At 64.2% G+C, this 25211-nt stretch carries 20 protein-coding genes; 7 read left to right on the forward strand and 13 right to left on the reverse strand.

Going from position 1 to position 25211, the window contains the following annotated elements; translation table 11 throughout:
* Window positions 1-43 precede the first annotated feature (43 nt).
* On the reverse strand, window positions 44-523 hold the full coding sequence (gene bfr, locus ACJJV2_RS15670) for a bacterioferritin (protein WP_043333195.1): 480 nt from the start codon (window positions 521-523) through the stop codon (window positions 44-46).
* Between the two features lie 399 nt (window positions 524-922).
* Entirely contained in the window at window positions 923-1126 is a 204-nt protein-coding gene (locus tag ACJJV2_RS15675) for a bacterioferritin-associated ferredoxin (RefSeq protein ID WP_043333196.1), read from the reverse strand.
* A 617-nt stretch (window positions 1127-1743) separates the two neighbouring features.
* Between ACJJV2_RS15675 and ACJJV2_RS15680 the strand changes: the two genes are divergently transcribed.
* Window positions 1744-2568: a hypothetical protein gene (locus tag ACJJV2_RS15680; RefSeq protein ID WP_107335632.1), complete on the forward strand. Its 825-nt coding sequence runs from the start codon at window positions 1744-1746 to the stop codon at window positions 2566-2568.
* A 114-nt stretch (window positions 2569-2682) separates the two neighbouring features.
* Here ACJJV2_RS15680 and ACJJV2_RS15685 read toward each other — a convergent pair whose 3' ends face one another.
* From ACJJV2_RS15685 to lptF, 3 genes are read right to left on the reverse strand one after another with little or no spacing between them, the layout of a single operon-like run.
* Window positions 2683-3147: an RDD family protein gene (locus ACJJV2_RS15685; protein ID WP_235506925.1), complete on the reverse strand. Its 465-nt coding sequence runs from the start codon at window positions 3145-3147 to the stop codon at window positions 2683-2685.
* Window positions 3140-4222: an LPS export ABC transporter permease LptG gene (gene lptG, locus ACJJV2_RS15690; RefSeq protein WP_213113694.1), complete on the reverse strand. Its 1083-nt coding sequence runs from the start codon at window positions 4220-4222 to the stop codon at window positions 3140-3142. Before lptG ends, ACJJV2_RS15685 begins: the two co-directional genes overlap by 8 nt.
* On the reverse strand, window positions 4222-5316 hold the full coding sequence (gene lptF, locus ACJJV2_RS15695) for an LPS export ABC transporter permease LptF (RefSeq protein WP_405282112.1): 1095 nt from the start codon (window positions 5314-5316) through the stop codon (window positions 4222-4224). Before lptF ends, lptG begins: the two co-directional genes overlap by 1 nt.
* Window positions 5317-5728: 412 nt before the next feature.
* Here lptF and ACJJV2_RS15700 point away from each other — a divergent pair, with 412 nt between their 5' ends.
* The 3 genes from ACJJV2_RS15700 (at window position 5729) to ACJJV2_RS15710 (ending at window position 9181) form a co-directional block, all read left to right on the forward strand.
* A complete protein-coding gene (locus ACJJV2_RS15700) occupies window positions 5729-7249 on the forward strand; it encodes a leucyl aminopeptidase (protein WP_405282114.1) in 1521 nt (506 codons plus the stop codon).
* A gap of 145 nt (window positions 7250-7394) precedes the next feature.
* The gene (locus ACJJV2_RS15705; RefSeq protein ID WP_405282116.1) at window positions 7395-8489 is read left to right on the forward strand and encodes a branched-chain amino acid aminotransferase; all 1095 of its coding nucleotides are present in this window, start codon (window positions 7395-7397) and stop codon (window positions 8487-8489) included.
* Between the two features lie 221 nt (window positions 8490-8710).
* Window positions 8711-9181, forward strand: coding sequence for a DNA polymerase III subunit chi (locus ACJJV2_RS15710; RefSeq protein ID WP_043333207.1), 471 nt, complete (start codon window positions 8711-8713; stop codon window positions 9179-9181).
* Window positions 9182-9196: 15 nt separating this feature from the next.
* Here the strand turns inward: ACJJV2_RS15710 and ACJJV2_RS15715 are convergent, their stop codons facing one another.
* On the reverse strand, window positions 9197-12151 hold the full coding sequence (locus ACJJV2_RS15715; RefSeq protein ID WP_405282118.1) for an ATP-binding protein: 2955 nt from the start codon (window positions 12149-12151) through the stop codon (window positions 9197-9199).
* 263 nt (window positions 12152-12414) lie between these two features.
* Here ACJJV2_RS15715 and ACJJV2_RS15720 point away from each other — a divergent pair, with 263 nt between their 5' ends.
* Window positions 12415-15258, forward strand: coding sequence for a valine--tRNA ligase (locus ACJJV2_RS15720; protein WP_405282121.1), 2844 nt, complete (start codon window positions 12415-12417; stop codon window positions 15256-15258).
* Between the two features lie 110 nt (window positions 15259-15368).
* Here the strand turns inward: ACJJV2_RS15720 and ACJJV2_RS15725 are convergent, their stop codons facing one another.
* Window positions 15369-15875: an META domain-containing protein gene (locus tag ACJJV2_RS15725; RefSeq protein WP_405282123.1), complete on the reverse strand. Its 507-nt coding sequence runs from the start codon at window positions 15873-15875 to the stop codon at window positions 15369-15371.
* 533 nt (window positions 15876-16408) lie between these two features.
* On the opposite strand from ACJJV2_RS15725, the gene ACJJV2_RS15730 reads away from it, so the two are divergent.
* On the forward strand, window positions 16409-17092 hold the full coding sequence (locus ACJJV2_RS15730; RefSeq protein WP_405282125.1) for a phosphatase PAP2 family protein: 684 nt from the start codon (window positions 16409-16411) through the stop codon (window positions 17090-17092).
* A 37-nt stretch (window positions 17093-17129) separates the two neighbouring features.
* On the opposite strand, the gene ACJJV2_RS15735 is transcribed toward ACJJV2_RS15730, so the two are convergent.
* The 4 genes from ACJJV2_RS15735 to ACJJV2_RS15750 all read right to left on the reverse strand — a co-directional run bounded on the left by ACJJV2_RS15735 (window position 17130) and on the right by ACJJV2_RS15750 (window position 22451).
* Window positions 17130-18356: a GGDEF domain-containing protein gene (locus ACJJV2_RS15735; RefSeq protein ID WP_405282127.1), complete on the reverse strand. Its 1227-nt coding sequence runs from the start codon at window positions 18354-18356 to the stop codon at window positions 17130-17132.
* A 285-nt stretch (window positions 18357-18641) separates the two neighbouring features.
* Window positions 18642-19082 (reverse strand): VOC family protein, encoded by a 441-nt coding sequence (locus ACJJV2_RS15740; RefSeq protein WP_405282129.1) that lies wholly within the window; start codon window positions 19080-19082, stop codon window positions 18642-18644.
* Window positions 19083-19256: 174 nt separating this feature from the next.
* Complete coding sequence (locus tag ACJJV2_RS15745) at window positions 19257-21644, reverse strand: FdhF/YdeP family oxidoreductase (RefSeq protein WP_405282131.1); 2388 nt, start codon at window positions 21642-21644, stop codon at window positions 19257-19259.
* A gap of 15 nt (window positions 21645-21659) precedes the next feature.
* Complete coding sequence (locus tag ACJJV2_RS15750) at window positions 21660-22451, reverse strand: formate dehydrogenase accessory sulfurtransferase FdhD (RefSeq protein WP_405282133.1); 792 nt, start codon at window positions 22449-22451, stop codon at window positions 21660-21662.
* Between the two features lie 337 nt (window positions 22452-22788).
* Between ACJJV2_RS15750 and ACJJV2_RS15755 the strand changes: the two genes are divergently transcribed.
* Entirely contained in the window at window positions 22789-23883 is a 1095-nt protein-coding gene (locus ACJJV2_RS15755; RefSeq protein ID WP_303570608.1) for a rhodanese-related sulfurtransferase, read from the forward strand.
* Between the two features lie 69 nt (window positions 23884-23952).
* Here the strand turns inward: ACJJV2_RS15755 and ACJJV2_RS15760 are convergent, their stop codons facing one another.
* Window positions 23953-24840, reverse strand: coding sequence for a LysR family transcriptional regulator (locus ACJJV2_RS15760; protein ID WP_317292537.1), 888 nt, complete (start codon window positions 24838-24840; stop codon window positions 23953-23955).
* Window positions 24841-25015: 175 nt separating this feature from the next.
* Window positions 25016-25147 carry an entericidin A/B family lipoprotein gene (locus ACJJV2_RS15765; protein ID WP_043333217.1) on the reverse strand — a complete coding sequence of 44 codons (132 nt, stop codon included), beginning with the start codon at window positions 25145-25147 and terminating at the stop codon, window positions 25016-25018.
* Between the last annotated feature and the right edge of the window lie 64 nt (window positions 25148-25211).

Genomic DNA, 25211 nt, shown 5'->3' on the forward strand with positions numbered 1-25211 from the left:
GGGGCGTTTTCGTTTCGGCACGGCTCAGCGAGCCGCCACGGGATCAGTCGATCTCGTGGTGGATCTGCTTCTGCAGGTAGAGCTCGATGCCGACCTTCTCGATCAGGCCCAGCTCGGTCTCCAGGTGATCGATGTGCTCTTCCTCGTCGTCGAGGATCTTGCGGAACAGATCACGCGAGGTGTAATCACGAACCTGCTCGGCGTAGGCGATCGCTTCCTTCAGATCGCCATGTGCCTGGTGCTCCAGCGCCAGATCGCACTCGAGCATTTCCTTGGTGTTCTCGCCGATGCGCAGCTTGCCGAGGTCCTGCAGGTTGGGCAGACCTTCCAGGAACAGGATGCGCTCGATCAGGGTGTCGGCGTGACGCATCTCTTCGATGGACTCGTCGTATTCCCACTTGGCCAGGCGCTTGAGGCCCCAGTCCTTGTACATGCGTGCATGCAGGAAGTACTGATTGATGGCGACCAGTTCGTTGGCCAGTATGGTGTTGAGATGCTCGATGATCTTGGGATCGCCTTTCATGTCGCCATTCCTCTCTTGTCAGGGTTGCTGCTTGCGTCAGGTTCTGTGCTGCGCCTGATGACGGCATGCATCAGCCGCAGCGCGGGCACGTCAGGCGTGCCCTATCGGTCAGGTGCAGCAAGTATGGCGCAAAAACATGAATTTTTCGAGACATACCAACAAGTTATCGACTTTTAGGCGCAAATGGGAAAGATTGGTATCCGCGTTGTCATGTGGCGACCGACACCGGATTGCCTGGCGCCCATACGAAAACGCCCGCCACCCGGTCTTGAGACCAGGTGGCGGGCGTCAGGCAGGCGAGCACTTGCCGGGATTCAACGAGAACGGATCACGCAGCAATGGACAGCGCGGCGACTGGAGTGTCAGTCGCCGGCAGGCGAGCCTCGGCTCGAGCCTGCATCACACCGCGTAGGCGAGATCCTCTGCCGGCATCATTTCACGCGCGACCGCTTCGCGAGTGATGGTCTTGGCCATGCAGGCACATTTGCCGCACTGGGTCGCGCAGCCGGTCTGCTCACGGACTTCGCGGAAGCTGCGCGCTCCCTGTTCCACGACTTCGCGGATCTTGTGGTCTGACACACCTTTGCACAGACAGACGTACATGGCTCACCTCGCTCACTCCAAGTGAGACAAATGTAAATGATTCGCAGAAACATGCGCAACACCTGACTGCAAAAAATTCTCATTCACACGTTATATCAAATACTTAGCGAGGCGATTTCTGGCCGGTTTGCGGTTGCGGAACACACGATGTCATAAGCAGGCCACATCAGCCTCACAAAGCGATTGCCGTGGGGAAAGCCAGCGCCGTATAAAGAATGATGGCTCGTGGCTGACAGAAAGGTAGGGTTGCGATTTCACACGAGGCCGCTAGTATGTATAACGATTTTTTATGCAATTCGAAAAACAATCGCACCAAAACATAATGAGTCATCGCTAGCCGATCACTCAGGCGGGTCACTCGAACGCAGCCTAGCTCCTCGCTCACGGGAAGCGCCGCGTCACGATGAAGGCAAATGACTGCCACGCCCCGCCAGGCAATCAGGAAAGAACATGAACAGGACACTGCAAGAGATTCCGTCGCTCCGCCTCCTCATGGCCATGACCCGCATCGGCATGCCGATGATGGGCGCCATGCTGAAGCCGTGACCGGCCTGAATCCGTCTGCTGTTGCCCTATCTGCCGATTTCCGAACGCCAATCCGCAAGGAGCCCGATATCATGTCAGTACAACTCGCCACCGCCGATCATCACGCCACGTCCCACCTGCCACTTGATCTGGACGCCGTCCGCGACGCCGGCAGCTGCTTCGGTGACCACCACCGTCTGCCGCTGACCCCGCTGCTGCGCAATCTCTATCGTGAAGCCCGCCGTGAAGGCCTGGTGGATGAGCATTGCAACGCGCGTGAACTGATGAGCCATATCGCTCTGCCCCATGACCACGTGGTCACCCAGGAAATTTCCGACCGCGTCTGGCGCTACAACGTCGGTTACTCCAACACCGGCGAGAGCGCGGAACAGGGCGACCTGAGCGCGGCGCTGGACTCCCTCAACGAGCGCACCCTGGATGAGCCGCTGCCGGGCGCCCTGCAACGCCTGACCGAATCCTGGCTGTACCTGCCGGGCGAGCTGGAAAGCCCGCGCCAGGCCAGCGCCGACGTGCTATGGCTCGACAAGCAGGGCCGTGCTCGCTACCGCCTGGATCAGGCGCGCCACTGGTTCGCCACCCTGCGCGATGAAGCCGTCGACATCGATGGCTGGCTGGCATGGCGCCTGACACATCTGCCGCTGACCAGCGCGCCGGTGCTCGATACCGTCAGCGCCTTCACGCGTCTGGCGCGCCTCGATCACGATGGCCAGCGCCCGATCGGTCAGCTGTCCTTCGTGCGTTATCGTGAGGGCGTGCGCCTGGAAGGCATGGGCACCGCGGTGATCGACCTGCCGCGCGAGCTGCCCGAGACGGCGGCACAGGAAGACAGCCTGGTGGTGTCGCGCGCCAGCGTGGAGCGCATCATCACGCGCCTGGATGGCCTGCTGGGCGTCTGAACAAGCCCTGCACTCGCGGAAAACACAACGCCCCGCCAGTCGATGACTGCCGGGGCGTTTTTTATCTGGCTGAGATCACGTCTGGCTGAGGTCACTGTCTTCATGCACGGTGCCTCACTCGCGCCGCGGCTTGGGCAGCACCACCACGCGAGTGCCGGAGGCGATGTCCTGCCAGCTGCGCTGCTCAGGGTCCCACAGCTGCCAGACGTACCCCAGCCCGCAGGCGCCCAATGACAGCCCGGCAACCACGAAGCGTATCAGGCACTGCTGCAGCGTCGGGACATGACCCTGTGGCGTCTCGATGCGCAGTCGCCAGGCCTGCATGCCCAGCGTCATGCCACTGCGGCTCCAGCAGCCGCCGAAGAAGGCGAACATCGCCACCAGCAACAGACTGCGGAACAGCGGCGACTGATTGGCCTCACCGCCATTGACGGCAACGCCGATGAAGCCCAGCACGATCAACAACGCCATCACGAGGAAGGCGTCATAGACCACGCCGCCCAGACGCCGCATCAGGCCCGCAGGGCGCGCTCCCTGCGGGTCGAGACGGCGGCGAGAGTGCGGGGCGCCCCTAGCCACTGCGCCGGATCAGCAGCAGGCCGATCACGTAACAGGCCAGCATCGGCGCCAGCACCGCCCAGATGGGCGCGAAGCCGAACACCACCGAGGCCGGGGCGAGCAGGTCCTGCAGATACTTGAACAGCAGGCCGACCACGATGCCGTAGAAGACCCGCGTCCCCGCCGCCACCGTGCGCAAGGGCCCGAACACGAAGGAGGCGGCCACCAGCACCAGCGCCGCCAGTGTCAGCGGCTGCAGAATCTTCTGCCAGAAGTAGAGCAGCGGCTGATTGGCCGACAGCCCTTGGTCCTGCAGATAGCGGGAATAGCGCCACAGGTCGGAGGCTGACTGCTGCTTGGGGTCGCTGATGACCAGCTTGAGCAGGTCCGGCGTCAGCTGGGTGTCCCACTCGCGGGTCTCCTGCTGAGCCACCGTGGTGGCGCTCGGCTCGCCATCCTGAGACTCGAAGGTGGTGGTCTGCACCGCCTCCAGCGTCCAGCCATCGCTCTCCCAGACGGCGCGCCTGGCGTAGAGCGCCTGGGTCAGGTGGCGCTCGTCATCGAAGCGATAACGGGTCACGTTGAGCACCACATCATCGCTGCGAATCGAGCCGAAACGGTAATAGTCATTACCCTCGCGCTGCCAGCCGCCACCTTCCGCGTAGACGGCGCCTGCGCCCTGCTGCTTCTCGGCGCGCCAGGCGTCGGCCTGCAGTTCGGTGACAGGGGCGACATATTCACCGACCGCCATGGTGATGGCGATGACCAGCCCCAGCGGCTTCATCACGCCCCACAGAATGCGCGTCAGTGAGCGACCGGCGGCGCGCATGATGGTCAGCTCATTGCTCGAGGCCATGCTGCCCAGCCCGATCAGGGCGCCCAGCAGTACGCCGACCGGCACGAATTCGTAGAAGCGCGACGGCAGACGCATCAGCAGATAGAGGAGCACTTCAAAGGCGCCGTAGTCGCCTTTCACATCCCCCAGATCATTGATGTAGGTGATCATCAGGTCGAGCCCGAGAATCAGTACCTGCACCACCAGCATGGCCACCAGCACATTGCGGGCGATGTAACGGTCGAGACGATCAAGCAGCATCAGCGGCCACCTCCGCGGTTGTCGCGCCAGCTCAGCCAGATGCCGAGCGCCAGATAGACGCCGTGAATGGGCCACAGGCCGATGGCGGCCGGGTACTTCTCGGATGCGACGGCATTCTGCGCCGCGATCAACAGGCTGAGATAGGTGATATGCACGAAGATGGCCGGCAGCAGGCGTGCAAAACGCCCCTGACGCGGATTGACGCGTGCCAGCGGCAGGCCGATCAGCATCAGGATCGGCACCATCAACGGCAGCGAGATGCGCCACTGCAGCTGGGCCTTGGCCTCCGGGGTATCGGAAGCCCAGAGCTGTGCCGTGGTCGCAAGCTCGATGTCCTCCTTGAGGGCCGCGGCGTCCTGGCCCTCGGTGATGCGCACGCCGTAGCGATCAAACCCCAGTCGCTGGGCGATCGCCTTGCCGGGCTCCACCCCGTAGCGCGTGCCGTCGCTCAAGACCAGATAGCGACTGCCGGTCTCGGGGCTGACTTCCTGGAAGGCACGCTCGGCGCGCACCACCGACTGGCTCGGTTCGCTGTCGGGCGTGCTGGCGGCATTGCTGTCACCTGCCTCGGCGATGAAGACGTTTTCCAGCTCGCTGTTGTCATCGCTCATGCTCTCGGCATAGACGGTGCGATTGCCGATCTCCTGGAAGCGCCCCGCACCGAGAATCGAGAAGTCGGTCTTCTGCTTCTGCTGCTCGAGCAACAGCTCATTCTTGAGCGCGCCGGCAGGCGTCAGATAGAGGCTGCAGGCCGCGACCAGCGCCGTGATCAACAGCGCCGGCAGCAGGGTGACCCGCAGCAGGCGCTCCGGGCCGACGCCACAGGCGACCAGCACGGTGATCTCGCTGTTCATGTACAGCTGACCGAAGGCCAGCAACACGGCGAGGAAGAAGGACAGCGGCAGCAGCAGTTCGAAGAAACCCGGCAGGTGATAGAGCATCAGGCTGCCGAGAATCGATGCCGGGAAATCCCCCTCCGCCGCATCACTGAAATAGCGGATGAATCGGCTGCCCATGATGACAAGCATCAGCACCCCGGCCACGGCGGCCATGGTGGTGAGTATCTCGCGTGTCAGGTAGCGGAAGATGATCAAGTGGAACTCCTGTTTCCCGCTCGCAAGCGAGCGTGTTGACCAGATCGATGATAGCCGGTGGAGGAATGGTCGTGATCACATGAAGGCATCATCCCCCTCATGCATGGTGCGCAGCCTTTGCGTACACTGGCGGCACGGGTCTGAAGACTGGACGGGAGCGGCTCCCCCTCATGCAGCAGCATTATCCAGAAAGGATGCTGCCTTGTCGCGGCTGCAGGCATTGCACGTGGACAGCCTGACATGATGGACTGCCCTCACTCGTGCATGCCAGCTCAGCTTGTCATGAGCGGTCTGCGCCCCCATCCAGACCATGACCCCGATGTCGCCGCGAGCCGGGCACGCCTGGCCTGACGACATCCTTCATCCTTGTACTGTTCATCTTCGTACCCTCACTCGCGCGCGTGGAGTTGCCATGGAATTTCCTGTAGTCACTGCCAATCCGGCCCAGCTTGAAACCGCCTGCATCGTGGTACCTGTCATCGAGGGCGACCTCACCGGTGCTGCGGCACGACTCGACGATGCCAGCGAGAAGCTGATCTCCCAGCTGATCGAGCGCGGCGACTTCAAGCCCGAGCTCGGCAATACCCTGCTGGTGCCCTTCGCTCCGGGCCTCGGCGCTCAGCGCCTGCTGCTGGCCGGTTTCGGCAGTGAGGAAAAGCTCGACGAAAGCCGTTACAAGCGTGGCCTCGACGCCGCCATGACTGCCCTGCTCAAGCTGCCCATCGAAGACGCGGCCTTCGCTGGCCTCGAGCTGAATCTCGAGCTGCGTGAGGCTGACTGGATGGCGCGCATGATCGCCGAGAGCGCACTGCGCACTGCCTATCGTTTCACCGAGATGAAGAGCAAGCCGGGCGAGCCCGTCTCTCTGACCCGCCTGAGCGTGGTTAGTGCCGACAAGCAGCGTCAGGCCGAACTGGAAGCCGGCCTGCGCGTCGGTGCTGCCATCGGCATGGGCGTCAATGAAGCGCGCACGCTGGGCAATCTGCCGGGCAACATCTGCACGCCGCGCTATCTGGGCGAGCGTGCCGAGCATTTGGGTGCCGCCTCCGATGGCGCCCTGAAAGTGACCGTGCTCGGCGAGGAAGAGCTCGAGGAGCTCGGCGCCCTGTCCCTGCTGTCGGTCGGCCGCGGCAGTGAAGAGCCGAGCCGCCTGATCGTGATGGAATACCGCGGCGCGGAAGACGAGAACGAAGCCCCGCACGTGCTGGTCGGCAAGGGCATCACCTTCGATACCGGCGGCATCTCGCTCAAGCCGGGCGCCGGCATGGACGAGATGAAGTACGACATGGGCGGCGCTGCCAGCGTGTTCGGCACCATGCGCACCGTGCTGGAACTCAAGCCCAAGCTCAACGTGGTGGCCATCGTGGCCAGCGCCGAGAACATGCCGGACGGCCGCGCCACCAAGCCGGGCGACATCATCAAGACCCTGAAGGGTCTGACCGTCGAAGTCCTCAACACCGACGCCGAAGGCCGTCTGGTGCTGTGCGATGCGCTGACCTACGCCGAGCGCTTCGAGCCGGCCAGCGTCGTCGACATCGCCACTCTGACCGGCGCCTGCGTCATCGCGCTGGGCAATCACGCCACCGGTCTGATCTCCAACGATGATGACCTGGCGCTCGACCTCCTCGACGCCGGCGAAGAAGCCTGGGACCGCGCCTGGCACATGCCGCTGTGGGACGAGTATCAGACGCAGCTGGATTCCAACTTCGCCGACATCGCCAACATCGGCGGTCGCGAAGCCGGCATGATCACCGCAGGTTGCTTCCTGTCCCGCTTCGCGGACACCTTCCCGTGGGCGCATCTGGACATCGCCGGCACCGCCTGGATGTCCGGCAAGCAGAAAGGCGCCAGCGGCCGCCCGGTGGGCCTTCTGACCCAATACCTGCTGGACCGCGAAGCGGAACTCAGCGCCCCGCAGGAAGAGACCGTCTGAGGCTTCGCATGCTCTCGATAGCATGCTAGCGTTGAGACACGCGGGTCGCGACGCCACTCGGCACCGCTGACCCGAGAGGTCCTATAAAAATGATTCGACCCCCGGCGTTCCGCGTCGGGGGTCTCGCTGCTACGGAGACACCCACGTGACCAAAGGCTTCGACGTCCGCGCGTCCACGCAACCGGCGGATGCTGCCGTTCGTGACACCATTCTGGCCAATCCCGGCTTCGGCCGTCACTTCAGCGATCACATGGCCCATGTACGCTGGACCGCCGATGGCGGCTGGCACGGCCATGAAGTCCGCCCCTACGGCCCGCTGAGCCTCGACCCCGCCGCCTCGGTACTGCACTACGCCCAGGAAATCTTCGAAGGCATCAAGGCCTACCGTCATGAAGACGGCTCGGTGTGGACCTTCCGCCCCGAGAAGAACGCCGCACGTTTCCGCAACTCCGCCCGCCGTCTGGCACTGCCGGAGCTGTCCGACGAGGACTTCGTCGGCTCGCTCAAGGCCCTGCTCGCGCAGGACAGCGCCTGGGTGCCGACTCCGGCCAGCGTCAGTGACGAATGCAGCCTCTATCTGCGTCCGTTCATGATCGCCAGCGAAGCCTTCCTCGGCGTGCGTCCGTCGCGTGAAGTCGATTACTACGTGATCGCCTCACCGGTGGCGGCCTACTTCAAGGGCGGCATCAAGCCGGTCTCCATCTGGCTGTCCTCGCACTACAACCGTGCGGCCGCCGGCGGTACCGGTTTCGCCAAGTGCGGCGGCAACTACGCGGGCTCACTGGCCGCGCAGAGCGAAGCTTCCGCCAATGGCTGTGACCAGGTCGTGTTCCTGGACGCCGCCGAGAACAAGTGGGTCGAGGAACTGGGTGGCATGAACCTGTTCTTCGTCTTCAAGAACGGCCGTCTGGTCACGCCGCGCCTGACCGGCACCATTCTGGAAGGTGTCACCCGGGACTCCATCCTGACCATGGCGACCGATCTGGGTCTGACGCCGGAAGAGCGCCCGATCAGCATCGACGAGTGGCGTGAAGGCATCGCCTCCGGCGAGATCACCGAGGTGTTCGCCTGCGGTACCGCCGCCGTCATCACACCGGTGGGCGAGCTGGTCAGTGAAGAAGGTCGCCTCGACCTGACCGTCAACGCCGGTGATGTCGCCATGCGTCTGCGCAGCCAGCTGCTGGATCTGCAATACGGTCGCGCCGAAGACACGCGCGGCTGGATGACGCGTCTGGCATAAGTGCTCTGGTATTAGTGCTCTGGAACAAGCCCTCGAGCCTGCCCCTGTGGCTTGAAGGATGACCGAAACCCCAAGGCCCGCCTCGAAAGAGGCGGGCCTTGGGGTTTCTGGCGCACTGATATCTGACTGCGGAAAGACGTCACGGGAGGCAGGCTGCATCGAAGCCGCGCGGCGAGTGCGGTATCCTGAGCGCTCGAGAATTCCTTGCCCGAGCGGTGCCCATGACCCAGATCGACTTCTACATCCTGCCCGACACCACGCTGGAAGCCCGGCTGGAATTCGCCTGCCGGCTGGCCGAGACCATCCACGCCAAGGGCTTTCGCCTGCATGTGCATGTCGAGGACGAGGCGATGGCGCGTCAGTTCGATGAGCATCTGTGGCAGTTCCGCCCGGAAAGCTTCGTGCCCCATGCGCTGGATATCGATCTCGACATGGCCGCCCGCGAGGCCGAACACGCCGATGACGTGCCGCGCCCGCCGGTCACCATCGGCTGGCAGGACGCCCCGGCGCCGGGTATCGAGGCACTGCTCAACCTGCACCCCGAGATCCCCGAATGGTTCTCACGCTTCGAGCGCGTCGCCGAGATCATCAATCAGCATCAGGATGTGCTGGTGACCAAGCGCGAATGCTGGCGTACCTACAAGTCACGCGGTTATGCCGTGCGCTCGCATCAGCTCAAGGGCGTCAGCTGAGCGACACGCCATGCGTCAGCGGTCCGTATCGCAGGCACGCTGGAAGCTGACCATCAGATGCGTCATCCAGCGCTCGATATCGGCCATGCTCGGCGGACTTTCACCATTGTCGAAGAAGGCCTCGGGCAGGCCGCCTGCGGCCTCGCTGGCGTGACGCTCCCCGATACGCACGGCCCACAACGGCAGTTCGCGCGGCATGCGCTGGATCTCGGCGAACAGCGCCGCCACGTTCATGTCCGGCACATCGCCGAAGATGACCAGACACGGGCAGACATCTCGCACCAGACGCAACGCCTGGGCCGCACTGCTGGCGATGATGATCTCCAGATTGGCGACGTGACTGCCGATCACCTCGAGGCGCAGACGGTCCTGCGCCCGGGTGCTGATCACCAGCCAGCGACAGGGCACCGGCAGCACCTTCTCCGCCGACCACGCCGCCTGGACGACGCGCTCATGGGCGCTGACATCCGCCAGCGGCAACCAGACCCGGAAGCTGGCGCCTTCGCCCAGCTCGCCCCGCGCCGTGATGTCACCGCCCATGCGGCGGGCGAGCTCCCGCGACAGCGCCAGCCCGAGCCCGGTGCCCTCGATGCCTGAATCTTCTCGTCCCAGACGCGAGAACGGCTGGAACAGCTGGACCGCCTGCGCGGAATCAAAGCCGAAGCCGCCATCGGTGATTTCCACCCAGCCCATCTCCACTCCGCTGGCATTGCGCTCCTGGCCAATGGCCAGACGAATCCAGCCCCCCTCGCGGTTGTACTTGATGGCATTGCCCATCAGGTTGCCGAGAATCTGATCCAGGCGCCGCTGGTCGGCATTCAGCCACAGTGACTCGCCTTCCAGTGCCAGCGATAGCGTCAGGTTGGCGCTCTCCAGACGCGGCTGATATTGCCCTGCCAGTCGTATCAGCTTCTGGCCCACCGAGAGGGGCTGGCAGTCCAGCGGCAGGTCACCGGCTTCCAGACTCGACATCTGCAGCACGTCCTCGATCAGCGCCGACAGCTGCGCCGCCGCATGACTGGCCTCATCCACGTAGCGGCGCTGCTCGCGGGTCAGGTCGGCTTCCTCGCAGAGCAGATCCGTGAAGCCCATGATGGCGTTGAGCGGGGTGCGAATCTCGTGACTGAAACTCGAGAAGAAACGAGACTTGGACTGGCTGGCCTCGGTGGCACTGTCGCGGGCCGCCTCCAGCAGCTTGAGTGACTGCTTGTGGCGCTGGATGTCCAGCGCCAGCCCGGTGGCGCGCTGTGGCCGGCCCTCATGATCACGCCGGGTGATCTGGCCGCGAATCTGCACCCAGATCCAGTGACCACGCGCATGCCGGTAGCGCACGTCGCGCGCCTCGGCCCAGCTCTCACCGTGCATGACCCGCCAGCGCGCCTCGAGCAGGCCGACGAGGTCTTCCGGGTGCGTCATGGCGTCAAGGTCCGCCAGATGCATGCTGGCGCGTACCGGCAGCCCCAGCATCAGGAAGAAATTCTCGTGCAGGTAGAGATCGTCCTGATCGAAGTCATAGCGCCAGGTGGCATCGCCGGAGGCCGCCATCACCATCTCGACGTGGCGCGCACCCTCGGCGCGTTCAAGCTCGATCTGGTCGCGCCGCTGGGCCGCTTCGCGCAGCGCCTCACCGGCCTGGTCCAGCTCCTGCAGCTGGAAGCGCTCGCGCACCACGGGCTGACCGCGACCGATGCGCAGCGCCATGTCGCTGAGACGTGCCAGTGATTCGGACAGGGTGGCCGCCATGGCCTCGGCTCGCCAACGCATCACCACCAGCAGGGCGAAGAAGAACAGGATCAGCCCCACCAGCATCACGTAGCCCAGCTGATTGAAACGCTCATTCCAGATATCGATGCCGCTGTTGACCTGCTGCGCATCCACCACCGCCAGCAACCGCCAGTCGGTGCCCGGCACCGATTGCCAGCCGACCAGCCGCTCACCGGCGAGTAAGGAAACGCTGCGCACGCCCTGCGCCTCATCCGAGATGCTGCGCAGCAGGTGCGCCATGGCCGGGGAGTTCTCGACATCATGCGCCGTATCGAGGAAGCGATCGTGCAGCAGCGGCATCGGCACCACTTCAGGGACGGGCTGGGGGCCGAAATCCTGCTCGCCGACCCTCGGCATGGCCATGACGACATCGTCACTCACCAGAATCAGATAGGCGCCCCAGGGCAGCTCGGCATGCTCGAGCCGCTCGACCAGAGAATCGAGGGTGACGTCGATGCCGACCACGCCTTCGAGGAAGTCGCCGCGATGGACCGGCATCAGCGTCGAGACCAGCCAGCCGCTGCCGACCGGGTCCTGGTAGGGCGGCGTGATGACGGCGCCACGACTCGGGTTGTTGCGGTCATCCGCCAGGTAGTAGAAGCCGTAGCTGGTGAGGTCGACGCCGGGCGTGAAGATGTTGCGGGTATCGGTCCACGGCAACATGCGGAAATAGCCGTCGTAGCCGGAGAACCAGATCTGGCGCAGCTCGGGTTGCGTGGCGAGCATGTCCGACACCTGGGCATCCATTGCCGAGAGGCGCACCACCTTGTCGTGGTCCTGCAGATAGCTGGGCACCAGCGAGGAGTAATAGGAGCCGGCACCACCATCGTTCTCGGCGACGTACAGGGTGCCGTCGCCCGCGCTCATGTGGCGCTTTAGCTCCTGCTCGCGCTGGCGGGTCGTCACGGGGGTGTCCATGTGACGCAGAGTGCTGCGCGCCAGCTGGCGGGCATCACTGCGCCAGTTGTCCGCCAGCAGGCTGATGTGCTCTGCCTCGTAATGGGTCAGCTGCTCGAGCTGGGTATTCACCAGCTCACTGCGCGTGGAGTCCTGCTGCCCGGAGACCAGCCAGTGCAACACCAGATAGCAGCCCAGCAGCGCCACCTCGAGCACCAGCAATGGCACCAGCGCATGACGCAGCAGTTCATGCCAGACCCAACGACGTGTCGGACGAGGGGCACCGTCCGTGGGGCGAGGCTTGGACATTGCGGCTCCGCGAGCGTGAGAGAATGGGAAGTGTGCGAGGCGGCAAGCCTCGGCGTCATGAGGTCGCAACAGGATACGGCATCAGTGCGTGGATGTTGCCTGCTTTGTGAAAACAGCGTCTGCCAGACGCCACGAGGGCCTGCCCGCCAAGACCGAATGACGCCCGTCATCAGCGGCGCTATAATCGAGCCCATTTTCTGCCTGCGCTGACCGCTCCTTGAGCCGGCGCGGGACGCCCCGCCCAACCGGATCAATGCAGACCCATGGACAAGACCTACCAACCGAACGCCATCGAGACGCGCTGGTACGAGCGCTGGGAATCCGACAACCGCTTTGCGCCGTCAGGCCAGGGCGAGAGCTTCTCATTGGTCATCCCGCCGCCCAACGTCACCGGCTCCCTGCACATGGGCCACGCCTTCCAGGATTCCATCATGGACACCCTGGTCCGCTGGCGCCGCATGCAGGGTCGCAACACCCTGTGGCAGGTAGGCACCGACCACGCCGGTATCGCCACCCAGATGCTGGTCGAGCGCAAGGTCGCCGCCGAAGAAGGCAAGACCCGCCATGACCTCGGCCGCGAAGCCTTCACCGACAAGATCTGGGAGTGGAAGGGAGAGTCCGGCGGCAACATCACCCGCCAGCTGCGTCGCATGGGCACCAGCATCGACTGGAAGCGCGAGCGCTTCACCATGGATGACGGCTTCTACAAGGCGGTGCAGGAAGTCTTCGTGCGCCTGCACAAGGAAGACCTGATCTACCGCGGCAAGCGTCTGGTCAACTGGGACCCGACCCTGCACACCGCGATTTCCGATCTCGAAGTCGAGAACCGCGATCAGCAGGGCAGCTTCTGGCACTTCCGCTACCCGCTGGCCGATGGCGTCAAGACCGCCGATGGCAAGGACTACGTCATCGTCGCCACCACGCGCCCGGAAACCCTGCTGGGTGACACCGGCGTGGCCGTCAATCCCAAGGATGAGCGCTACGCAAGCCTGGTCGGCAAGTTCATCGAACTGCCGCTGGTCGGCCGTCGCATCCCCATCGTCGCCGATGAACACGCCGACATGGAAAAGGGCTCCGGTTGCGTCAAGATCACCCCGGCCCACGACTTCAATGACTACGAAGTCGGCAAGCGTCAGGGCCACCTGCTGATCAACGTGATGAGCCAGGATGCCACCATCCTGGAGCGCGCCGAGATCTATGACCTCCAGGGCCGTCCGCAGCCCCAGGAAGACGCCAGCCTGCCGGCCGCCTACGCCGGTCTGGATCGCTTCGTCGCGCGCGAGAAGCTGGTCGCCGACATGGACGCGCTGGGCCTGCTGGAGCAGGTCGAGGCCGTCAACAACACCCTGCCGCACGGTGACCGCTCCGGCGATGTCATCGAGCCGCTGCTGACGGACCAGTGGTTCGTGGCCGTCGAGGAGCTGGCGCGTCCGGCCATCGAAGCGGTCGAGAACGGCGACATCGAGTTCGTGCCCAAGAACTACGAGAACATGTACTTCGCGTGGATGCGCGACCTGCAGGACTGGTGCATCTCGCGTCAGCTGTGGTGGGGCCACCGCATTCCGGCCTGGTACGACAACGACGGCAACGTCTACGTCGGCCGCAATGAAGAGGAAGTCCGCGCCGAGAACAACCTGGGTGCCGACGTCGAACTGCGTCAGGACGAAGACGTCCTCGACACCTGGTTCAGCTCAGCGCTGTGGACCTTCGGTACCCTCGGCTGGCCGGCGGACACGGAAGAGCTCAAGACCTTCCACTCCACCGACGTGCTGGTCACCGGCTTCGACATCATCTTCTTCTGGGTGGCGCGGATGATCATGTTCACCCTGAAGTTCAAGGGTGAAGTGCCGTTCCGCAAGGTCTACGTGCATGGTCTGGTGCGTGACAGCCTCGGTCAGAAGATGTCCAAGTCCAAGGGCAACGTGCTCGATCCCATCGACCTGATCGACGGCATCGGCATCGAGGAGCTGGTCGAGAAGCGTACCGGCAACATGATGCAGCCGAAGAAGGCCAAGGCGATCGCCAAGGCCACGCGCAACGAGTTCCCGGAAGGCATCGAGCCTCACGGTACCGATGCGCTGCGCTACACCCTGCTGTCACTCGCCTCCACCGGGCGTGACGTGAAGTTCGACATGGGCCGTCTCGATGGCTATCGCAACTTCTGCAACAAGCTGTGGAATGCGGCGCGCTACGTGCTGATGAATGCCGAGGACCAGGATTGCGGCGTCAATGGCGAAGCCGTCGAACTGTCGCTGGCCGATCGCTGGATCATCGCGCGCCTGCAGCAGACCGAGCAGCAGGTCACCCGCGCGCTGGAAGAGTTCCGCTTCGACCACGCCTCCCAGGCGCTCTACGAGTTCATCTGGAACGAGTACTGCGACTGGTATCTGGAGCTGTCCAAGCCGGTTCTGTGGGATGACAACGCCAGCATCGAGGCCAAGCGCGGCACGCGTCGCACCCTGGTGCGTGCCCTCGAGACCATCCTGCGCCTGATCCACCCGATGATGCCGTTCATCTCCGAGGAGATCTGGCAGCGTATCGCACCGCACGCCGGCAAGCCGGTGGAAGGCGAGAGCATCATGAGTCAGGCGTGGCCGCAGGCCGAAGCCGACCGGATCGATGAGCAGTCCATCCGCGATATCGAGTGGCTGAAAGGCATCATCATCGCCATCCGCAACGTGCGCGGTGAGCTCAACCTGTCACCGGCCAAACCGCTGGAAGTCTTCCTGCAGAACGGCGCAGCTGGCGATGCCGAGCGCCTGGAAGCCAACCGCCTGTTCCTCTCCAAGCTGGCACGTCTGGAAAGCATCACCTTCCTGGCGGCAGGCGACGAAGCCCCGATGTCCGCCATACAGCGCGTCGGTGAGCTGGAAGTGCTGGTGCCGATGGCAGGCCTGATCGACAAGGAAGCCGAGCTCAAGCGCATCGACAAGGAGCACGAGAAGCAGCAGAAGGTCATCACCGGCCTCGAGAACAAGCTCGGCAACGAGAAGTTCGTCGGTCGTGCACCGGCTGATGTGGTCGAGAAGGAGCGCGCCAAGCTGGCCGACGCCCAGGCGGAACTTGCGCTGCTGGAAAGCCAGCGCGTCAAGATCGAAGCGCTGTAAGTCACGCTCGCGCTTCACGCAAGCAAAAGCCCCCTGCACCGAACGGTGCAGGGGGCTTTCTCGTTTCTGGCAGCCCGCTCGCGAATCGCCCTCACAAGCGCGCCGAGCAATTACTCGGCGGCGCCTTCCAGCGGCATGAAGGTCGCCAGCAGATAGCCGGTGTCATCCATCACGCGCAGCCGAGCGCTCTCACCGCTGCCGATGATCTGGTAACTGGCCACATCCTCGAGCATGCGATTGAAGGCGTTGGACTGCTCGGGGTTGGGGCACATCTTCATGGTCGAGGCCAGCGGGCCGATATCCAGCGTCTGACGCGACTCATCCAGTACCACCGGCCCCATCAGGCGATTGCAACCATTGCTGCCGACCAGACGCAGACGGTCATCCTCCTCGTCTGCCAGCTGCTGCTGACTGGGGGGCTGCAACAGGAAGTTGGCGGCCTCTTCACTGGCATCCGTGGCGGAGAAACTCCATTGGGTGCCCACCAGGGCAGGAGCAGCGGCACCCGATGAGGCACTGCCCTGCGGATGCTGTGTCATGGCCGCGCAGCCAGCCAGCAAGTAAATAGCGAACCCCACGGAGGTATAACGCGATAGACGACGCACGGTAACGGACATGGATGACTCCTGTGGCGCCCGCCAGTGGCATTGCCGGCAACGGCAGTCTCCCGGCAGACGGAAAGAACGGTGGGTAAGGAACGGACATGACAGCAAGGGTAGCGATCATGCGCACGGCTGTCATGAACGACAGGCCCTCACGACATGCGCCTGAGTGTCACCTGCCGGACTGCCGCCGGCTTGCCAGCAGCGCGATGGACGCAACCATCTGTCCACCTCGCCGACCTTGAAAACAGTGTTTTCAAAGCGGAGTCTGCTCTAGAATTTCGACCAGATCGCCACTCAGCGTCGCCTGTCTCGAGTCCTCTGGCCACCGGGCCAAGCGAGCTACCGACCTGAGTGCGCCTATCCCGACATGAGCCCCGCAGAGCTGATACGACATGACTCCCGCCGCCCCCGACAGTCCTTCCTTGCACGCCGCTGATACTGCGTCTTCACAGCGAATCAGTGGTTCGCAGCAGGCCCCGCACGCGCAACCCTCGCCCCCGCCTCGCTCGCACAGGCCGCAGACAGGATTCAACCTGCGACGACTGGTGCTCCTGAATGCGCTGGGAGTGGCGCTGCTGGCGTGCTGGTGGATACCGGCGCTGGATTTCTGGCCCACCCTCGACAGCGATGTCTTCTGGGACTTCAACCAGTTCATCACACCGCTCAATCCGCACTGGGACACGCTGCTCGGCATTCTGAACACGCGCGCCTTCGACGCCGTGGCCTTCGCCATGATGGGGGTATTGTTCTGCTGGGCGATGCTCAATGATCAACAGCCTGCCCGCTATCGCCGCTGGACCAGCATCGGCATCACCATGCTGATGACGGCGGGCCTGCTCTCGCTGTTCGTGCTGCGCGCCATCAGCTATGGCCATGCCAGCCCGACGCGCTTTTTCAGCCACGCACAGCATCTCTCCGAGCTGGTGTCCTTCAAGACCAAGGATTCGGCGTCGAACAGCTTCCCGGGGGATCACGGCCTGATGCTGATGGTATTCGCGAGTTTCATGTTGGCCTTCGCACCGCGCCGTATCGCCCTGTGCAGTCTGGCGTTCGTGGTACTGCTGAGCGCTCCGCGGATCATGGTCGGCGCTCACTGGTTCAGCGATGTCTATCTGGGCTCGCTCAGCATTGCACTGATCGCGTTGCCCTGGGTGCTGTGCACACCACTGGCGACCACCGTTGCCCGTGGCATGGAAAACGCGCTGGCCCGTCTGAAACAGCATCCGTGAAACAGCTATTGCAAGAAGGTACTGAAACAACCGTATTTCAGCCAATGAAGTGCGTACGCGAGAAAGGACTGGAGTCCTTGCGGCTCTGTTTGTTCTTGCGGCTCTCACCGCTCTCGCGATCTCCCTTTGCGCCAGTGTATACCTTGCCACGTGCACCACCTCCCTTGCCCGGCGGTGAAGTGGGGGCATCAGCCGCGGAGAAGCCTGTCATCTCGTGCTCTCCCCCGGCCACTACCTGATCACGACCATTGCGCTTGGCGTGATACAACCGCCTGTCAGCCAGCTGCATCAGCTCATCCAGCGAGTCGACTTCATGCCTGATGGCAACGCCGATGGAAACCGTGACCGGTACCGGAGTGCCGGCGAAGGCCGGAGGAGACTTGGTCAGCAGGGAGCGCATGCGCCCCGCCACGGAGATGGCTTCGGAACGCCCGATACGCGGCAACAGCACCAGGAACTCCTCGCCACCGACACGCCCGGCGAGATCGCCCTGACGCAGTGTGGCTGTCAGCAGACGGCCCAGATGACGCAGTACCTCATCACCGACAGCATGACCATGCAGGTCATTGATACGCTTGAAGTTGTCAGCATCCAGCATCAATACCGCGTAGGGCACCCTGTCGTCCCACCAGTCCTCGGCATGGCGCAACGTCTGGCGTCGATTGAGCAATTCGGTCAGCTCATCACGACTGGCATCCTTCAGGTACTGGCGCTCGAAATGTTCGGTAAGTGCCAGCATGCGCCACAGGAAGGTGACCATCATCAGGAAGACCGCGAACAGGTTGGCAGACTGCAGCACCCAGGCCGACAGGACGCCGCCCTCATGCAGGACTGGCGAGACCATCAGCGCCGAGACAGCCGCCATGAACAGCATCAGTGTCGTCACCACTCGAATGCGCGGCGCCAGCGGGGCCAGGTGGATACCGGCCATTACGATGAAGAAATAGTACTCATAGCCCGCCGAGAGCCCGAAGCAGAAAACCGAGAGCCAGGCCATCAGCGTCAAGGCGCTCATCATCAGGGCCAGACCCAAGGTCAGCTGATGCGCCCGGTGCAGCATCACGCCCAGCACGGACACGAGCGCCATGATGCCGCTGACGAATGCCAGCCGCGACTCGTTGAAGAGAGTGAAGAAGGGAACCCACATCGCGAAGAGGCCCATCAACATCAGATAGACCCAAAGGTAAGCATGGTAGAAACGACGATGCTCCACGGCGAGCAAACGTGGTTCACGACGTAGCCAGGTACTTATGACTCTCGGCATCAGGCAGTCCTTGCCAACAAGGCAGTGTCCGCGTGGCGATCCCTCACGCGACTCCAGGAGATGCAACATCGCGACAGCCGGGCAGCAAGAGAAAGGAAGAAGACACACCTGCCTGCCGCGATGACACTCCACAAAGACCGAGCACGACATGTCACACATCATGCTACGGGGCTTATGAACTTCATTACATCATAAGCCCTGCTGGGCGATGCACCAGTGATGCCTGGGGCATTGCGTTGCCTGGATGCGACGCTGACGCACACGTCAACCTGCGGCGTTGCTTGCTTACCAGCTGCCCGTGTTGCCCATGGAGACCCAGGGTTCCTGCGGCGCAAGGGCGTCACCAGCCTGCAGCAGCTCCAGCGAAATCCCATCCGGGCTCTTCACGAACGCCATGTGGCCGTCACGCGGCGGGCGGTTGATGATCACGCCGTTGTCCATCAGATGCTGACAGGTGGCGTAGATATCCTCGACGCGATAGGCCAGATGGCCGAAGTTGCGCCCACCTTCGTATTCTTCCGGGTCCCAGTTATGGGTCAGTTCCAGCATCGGCGCCTGCATCTCGCGGGCTCGTTCGGCATCCTGCGGGGCTGCCAGGAAGATCAGCGTGAAGCGGCCCTTCTCGGAATCCTTGCGCGAGATCTCGACCATGCCGAGCAGGTCACGGAAGAAATGCAGTGAAGCGTCGACATCACGGATACGCAGCATGGTGTGCAGATATTGCATGGATCACTCTCTTGAACGGTGGTTGGGGCAGCACTGAGGACGGAAAAGACGTGCGCCGAGCGTAGCTGGCTCGGCGCACGGGAATATTCTAGACACACGACTGCCGCGCGACGAGTCTCCTCGCGGCACGGCAGTGTGGTGATGCATGCACCCTGCTGCTGGCGTCTCGCGCCATCAGGCGATGCGTGAACTGCGCTCCAGACGTACGGGCACCGCCTTGGAGGATGGCGTGCCGGTATCAGCGCCGTGGCTTTCCAACGCGACCAGCACGTTGGTTTCCGGATAGTAGGCCCCGATGCAACCGGCCGGGATGTCGTACTCGACCAGACGGAACTGTGGGGCACGTCGCTCGCTGCCGTCCGGACGCGGCTCGCCGAGCATGTCGACCCAATCACCGTCGGCCATCCCCAGCCGCGCCAGGTCTTCACCATTGATGAAGATCACCCGCCGCTGACCCGACACGCCACGATAGCGGTCGTTGTAGCCGTAGACGGTGGTGTTGTACTGATCGTGACTGCGCATGGTCTGCAGCGTCAGCCAGCCGTCACGCCGCGCCAGCTGTTGATGCATCACCGACTCCGGCAGCGGCATGTACGAGAACTCGGCCAGGCCGCTGGAGGTCGGGAAGACAAGCTCGCGTACCGGATTGGCGAGGTGGAAGCCGCGCTTGTGTGCCAGTCGTGAATTGAAGTCCGCGAAACCGGGGATGACCGCCGCGATCTCGTCACGGATCAGATCATAGTTCTCGCTCAGGGCCTGCCAATCGACCGGATCACTGGCACCTCGCGCCGGCAGCACGCGCGCCAGGGTGGCACGCGCGATCGCCGCGATGATGCCGGGCTCGGAGCGCAATTCAGGGCTGGCCGGTGCCTTGATGCCGGCGCTGGAATGCACCATCGACATCGAGTCCTCGACGCTGATGTGCTGGGAAGCCACCTGCGAGGAGCGATCGATCTCGCTGCGACCGAGACACGGCAGAATCAGCGCATCGGTCTGCTTGCCCATCACCAGATGACTGCGATTGAGCTTGGTGCTGATCTGGACGTTGAGCTCGAGGTTGCGCATCGCGGCCTCGGTCCGCTCGCTGTCCGGCGTGGCTCGCGTGAAGTTGCCGCCCAGCGCGATGAAGGTCTTCGCCTTGCCCTGCTCCAGCGCCGCCAGGCTCTCCACGGTGTTGTAGCCCGGCGCACGCGGCATGCTGACGCCGTAGCGCGCTTCCAGCGCATCGATCAGCCAGGCGGGCGCCTTCTCGTCGATGCCCATGGCGCGATCGCCCTGGACGTTGGAATGGCCACGCACCGGACAGGCACCGGCACCGGGACGGCCGAAATGCCCCCCGAGCAACAGCAGATTGACGATCTCGCGCACACTCTCGACGGCATGCAGATGCTGGGTGATGCCCATCGCCCAGGTGCAGATGACGTTGCCGGCACTGGCGAAGATGGCGGCCGCCTCCTCGAGCTGAACGCGTGTCAGGCCAGACTGGTCCTCGAGGGTTGCCCACTCGGTCGCCTCGACCAGCGCCTGCCAGGCCTCGACGCCCCGGGTATGCGCTTCGATGAAGCTGGCGGCGCGCGTGAATTCGCCCCGCGCCTCCATCGCGAACAGCGCCTTGGCCATGCCGCGCACCGCCGCCATGTCGCCGCCCATGCGCGGCTGGTAATAGCGATGGCTGATGGGCTGGCTGGAGAGGGTCATCATCTCCAGCGGCGACTGCGGGTCGGCAAAGCGCTCCAGCCCCCGCTCACGCAGCGGATTGAAGCTGACGATGCGCGCGCCACGCCGTGAGGCACGCCGCAGATCGCCCAGCATGCGCGGGTGATTGGTGCCGGGGTTCTGACCGAACACGAAGATGGCATCGGCGTGCTCGAAGTCCTCCAGCAGCACCGTGCCCTTGCCGACGCCGAGGCTCGCCTTCATGCCGACACCGCTGGCCTCGTGGCACATGTTGGAGCAGTCGGGGAAGTTGTTGGTGCCGAACAGACGCACGAACAGCTGGTAGAGATAGGCCGCCTCGTTGCTGGCACGCCCCGAGGTATAGAACAGCGCCTCATCCGGCGACGTCAGCGCGCTGAGGTGCTCGGCGACAAGCTCGAAGGCCGCGTCCCAGCTGATCGGCATATAGCGATCACTGGCCGCGTCGTAGCGCATCGGTTCGGTCAGGCGGCCCTGATCCTCGAGCATGAAGTCGTCCCAGCCCAGCAGCTCCGTGACGGTATGCTGAGCGAAGAAACGCGGTGTGACCCGCTTGGCGGTCACTTCCCAGGCCACTGCCTTGGCGCCGTTCTCGCAGAACTCGAAGGAGGAGCCGTGTTCCGGGTCTCCCCAGGCACAGCCGGGGCAGTCGAAGCCCTTGTCCTGATTGGCCTTGAGCAGGGAGCGCACGCTCTTCCACGGCGCCCTGGAGTGACTGACATGCTGACCGACGCTCTTGAGTGCGCCCCAGCCACCCGCCGGCCCGGCATAGGCGGCAATGCGCGGATGACGCGTCTGTTGCGCATCCTCGCGGGGCAGGCTGGCAGACGCAGGCGTCTCGATCTCGGGGGCAGCAATATCGGTCATGTCAGGATCCACTGGCTAGGATGAACGGGGGCGATCAGCGTGACCGCTGAGCAATTCGAGTCGACGCCCGCGGTGGGCACAGATCAGATTGAGATCGCAGGCGCGGGCGGTCTCGACGGCGAGTCGCGAGGGCACCGCGAGGGTGATCAGGGTCGGAATGCGCGCACGGATGGTCTTCTGCACCAGCTCCAGGCTGCAGCGGCTCGACACCAGCAAGGCCTCGGGCCACACACCGCTGTCGAGGCTCATGCCGATCACGCGGTCCAGCGCATTGTGGCGACCGATATCGGCACCCTGCGAGATCAGACCGCCTTCGGTGTCCAGCCCCAGCGCCAGATGCATGCCGCGGCGCGTGGCGCGCTCCAGGCGTTCCAGCCCACGCATCAGCGCATCGGGCGCCAGCGCCGCCCGTGGCGGCAGACGCATGAGCCCCGCCATCAGCTCCGCTTCGTCCTGCACGCCACAGGCGCCGCAGCTCGAGACACTGCTCTCACGCCGCTGATGACGCTCGGCCTTGCGCGCCAGCGAGTCACTGACCTCAAGGCGCACCGCCAGCCCATGGCGCAGCCGCGAGAGATGGATCGCCGAGACCTCGTCACGCCGCGTGATCCAGCCCGCAGTGAAGGCATGCCCCAGCGCCAGCGGCTCAAGGGCCTCTGGACTGGCCAGCAAGGTGCCCATCGCGGTGTCATTGAGCGCCAGACTCACCGGTAGCTCCGATGGGCCATCCAGCTCGCGCAGCGGCACCTCGCGGGCATCCGCGTAGCCTGCAGCGCCTGGCGCTTGTTGATAGAGCGAATCTTTCATTACGGCTCTCCGTGGCGCAGATGTGTGGCGAGGATGGTGCGCGCAACCCTCACCCGACCTCTGCGCAATATGGGAATATCCTACCGCCATGCCGTGAGGGCGACCAATTGAGCCGAGCCGCCAATTGATAGACACCGCCAATGAAGATGGCGCCCTGCCGGTGACAGGCATGCGGGCCATCGCGGCGGGCGAGAAATTCGCGCGCGAGTCGCGTAAAATGCGTCGCCGACCCTTGAGGGCGCTCCTGCTGTCGCGCTATCACCCGCCCGCCGGCCGCTCTCATCTCTCGATCATCCTGCTCCGGATTTACGTTCCGGCCCGCATGAGGACCCTTCGCATGACCGACACTCCCGACCTGACCGCCGCGCCTGATCAGGCCAGCGCCCCGCAGCTGACCAGCACGTCTGCCTCCGCCCGCCCCAGCCCGCTGGCGCCGCAGCATGTGGTCTGCGCGCTCTACAAGTTCGTCACTCTCGAGGACTTCGAGGCGCTGCGCGACCCGCTGCTGGCGGTGATGAACGAGCACGCCATCCGCGGCACCCTGCTGCTGGCCCGCGAAGGTATCAACGGCACCGTGTCCGGCTCACGCGCCGGCATCGATGCGCTGCTCGCCTGGCTGACCAGCGACCCGCGTCTGGCCGAGCTCGACACCAAGCAGTCACTGGCCGAGCAGGCGCCCTTCCTGCGCGCCAAGGTCAAGCTCAAGCGCGAGATCGTCACCATGGGCGTCGAGGGCATCGACCCGCGCCACACCGTCGGGACCTATGTGGAGCCTAAGGACTGGAATGCGCTGATCTCCGATCCGGAGGTGCTGCTGATCGACACGCGCAATGACTATGAGGTGGAGGTGGGGACCTTCGCCGGTGCCGTCAACCCGAACACCACGGCCTTCCGTGATTTCCCGGACTACGTCTCGCGCGAGCTGGACCCGACACAGCACCGCAAGGTGGCGATGTTCTGCACCGGCGGCATCCGCTGCGAGAAGTCCACGGCCTATCTCAAGGAGCAGGGCTTCGATGAGGTCTATCACCTCAAGGGCGGTATCCTGAAGTACTTGGAAGAGGTGCCCGAGGAAGAGACGCTGTGGCAGGGCGAGTGCTTCGTGTTCGATGAGCGCGTCACCGTCGACCACCAGCTGCGTCCCGGCCAGTACGACCAGTGCCATGCCTGCCGCCTGCCGATCACCGAGGAAGACAAGCAGAGCGAGCGCTACCAGAAAGGCGTCAGCTGCCCGCGTTGCTACGACAAACTGAGCGATGCCCAGAAGGCGCGCTTCGCCGAGCGCGAGAACCAGATTCGCCTCGCCAGAGAACGCGGCGAAGCCCATCTGGGCATGGATGCCGTCGCCCAGATGCAGGCACGGCGCGATGCCAAGCAGCAGCAGCGTGAAGCCGCCCGGCGTGCCGCGCTGGAAGCCAGCAAGAAGCGCTGATAGCGGCCAACGCCGCTTTCGCTAACAGAACACCCCGTCTCGACGGGGTGTTCTGCGTTGCAGGCTCGCTCAATCGGCCACACCCGCCGAGTGAGGCAGCGAACGCAGCAGCTCCAGCACGGCATTCAGGCGTCGGCTGCGCTGCTGACCACTGCGCCACAACAGCCCGACCGTCTCGCCCTCGCCGGGCAGTCGACGCGCGATCAGCCCTTCACCAAGCCGCGAATCGGCCAGGTTCTCCGCCAGCACGCTGACTCCCAGGCCAGCCTCCAGCATCACGCCGAGGCCGGAAATCGAATTGGCCTCCAACAAGGGCGAGGGCTGCAGGCCCAGCAGCTCGAACTGCTGATTGAGGCGTCGCCGTTGCTGCATCTCCGGCGTCAGCAACACCAGCGGATAGTCACGCAGGCACTCCCACTGCGGCGCATCGGGCAGGCGGAAATGCGCCTGACTGGCGATCAAGGCCGAATGCTCCTGATAGAGCGGCCGACAGGCGAAGCCGCTCATGGCCGGCGCTGCGGGGTAGCCGACCGCGAGATCCAGCTCGCCATCCTCGAGCCCCTGGGCCAGCGATGAGGTCGACAGCTCGCGCAGGCGCAGCGAGAGCTGCGGAAAGGCTTCGCGCAGCCGCGGCAGAAACTCGCCGACCGCCGCCAGCGCCGACGGCACCACGCCCAGTGACAGGCGCCCGGTCAGCACCGCGTCCGGCGACAGGTCTCCCTTCAGCTCATCCAGCTCGGCCAGGATGCGCCGCGCGTGGGTCAGTACGCGCTCCCCTTCCGGCGTGAAGCCCTCGAAGCGATGTCCGCGCAGTATCAGCGCCGTGCCCAGCTCCTCCTCGAGCTGCTTGAGGCGCGCCGACAGCGTCGGCTGGGTGACATGACAGACCCGCGCGGCGCGACCGAAATGGCGCTCACTGGCCAGCGCGACCAGAAAACTCAACTGTCGATGATCCATGTCGGGCCCTTGGCTCGCGGTGGCGGGAGTGACGTACGCTGAGGGCGTATGCCGTCAGCGGTATGATGACGCAAGGCGGCCCGTCAGTCAGCACGCCTGCATGTCTGGCGATCAGACACGAAAACGCCCGACGCGATGGCCGGGCGTTGGATATCACCACTATCCGGGGCGTCGCTTATTGAGCGGCGTCCTGGACAGCTTCGCCAGCATGCTCGACATCCTGGCCGGCACCGTCAACGGTGTTGCAGCCGGAAAGCGCGGCCAGAGTGAAGAAAGAGGCGAAGATGAGTGCAATGGTGCGGGACATGGTCATGCTCCTTGCGGTAGTGAATATCGAGAAATCTCGTAAAGACGCCAGTGCCTGCGCCTCT

The organism is Cobetia sp. Ld8 (genome assembly GCF_045066615.1).
Taxonomy (GTDB): Bacteria; Pseudomonadota; Gammaproteobacteria; order Pseudomonadales; family Halomonadaceae; genus Cobetia; species Cobetia amphilecti.

Bases quoted from the DNA above. Each gene is read 5' to 3' on its own strand.
- ACJJV2_RS15755 (WP_303570608.1), top strand. From the start codon at position 22,789: ATGACCGACACTCCCGACCTGACCGCCGCGCCTGATCAGGCCAGCGCC.
- ACJJV2_RS15745 (WP_405282131.1), bottom strand. From the start codon at position 21,644: ATGACCGATATTGCTGCCCCCGAGATCGAGACGCCTGCGTCTGCCAGC.
- ACJJV2_RS15725 (WP_405282123.1), bottom strand. From the start codon at position 15,875: ATGTCCGTTACCGTGCGTCGTCTATCGCGTTATACCTCCGTGGGGTTC.
- bfr (WP_043333195.1), bottom strand. From the start codon at position 523: ATGAAAGGCGATCCCAAGATCATCGAGCATCTCAACACCATACTGGCC.
- ACJJV2_RS15735 (WP_405282127.1), bottom strand. From the start codon at position 18,356: ATGCCGAGAGTCATAAGTACCTGGCTACGTCGTGAACCACGTTTGCTC.
- ACJJV2_RS15760 (WP_317292537.1), bottom strand. From the start codon at position 24,840: ATGGATCATCGACAGTTGAGTTTTCTGGTCGCGCTGGCCAGTGAGCGC.
- ACJJV2_RS15765 (WP_043333217.1), bottom strand. From the start codon at position 25,147: ATGTCCCGCACCATTGCACTCATCTTCGCCTCTTTCTTCACTCTGGCC.
- lptG (WP_213113694.1), bottom strand. From the start codon at position 4,222: ATGCTGCTTGATCGTCTCGACCGTTACATCGCCCGCAATGTGCTGGTG.
- ACJJV2_RS15700 (WP_405282114.1), top strand. From the start codon at position 5,729: ATGGAATTTCCTGTAGTCACTGCCAATCCGGCCCAGCTTGAAACCGCC.
- ACJJV2_RS15680 (WP_107335632.1), top strand. From the start codon at position 1,744: ATGTCAGTACAACTCGCCACCGCCGATCATCACGCCACGTCCCACCTG.
- ACJJV2_RS15675 (WP_043333196.1), bottom strand. From the start codon at position 1,126: ATGTACGTCTGTCTGTGCAAAGGTGTGTCAGACCACAAGATCCGCGAA.
- ACJJV2_RS15715 (WP_405282118.1), bottom strand. From the start codon at position 12,151: ATGTCCAAGCCTCGCCCCACGGACGGTGCCCCTCGTCCGACACGTCGT.
- ACJJV2_RS15720 (WP_405282121.1), top strand. From the start codon at position 12,415: ATGGACAAGACCTACCAACCGAACGCCATCGAGACGCGCTGGTACGAG.
- ACJJV2_RS15750 (WP_405282133.1), bottom strand. From the start codon at position 22,451: ATGAAAGATTCGCTCTATCAACAAGCGCCAGGCGCTGCAGGCTACGCG.
- ACJJV2_RS15710 (WP_043333207.1), top strand. From the start codon at position 8,711: ATGACCCAGATCGACTTCTACATCCTGCCCGACACCACGCTGGAAGCC.
- ACJJV2_RS15740 (WP_405282129.1), bottom strand. From the start codon at position 19,082: ATGCAATATCTGCACACCATGCTGCGTATCCGTGATGTCGACGCTTCA.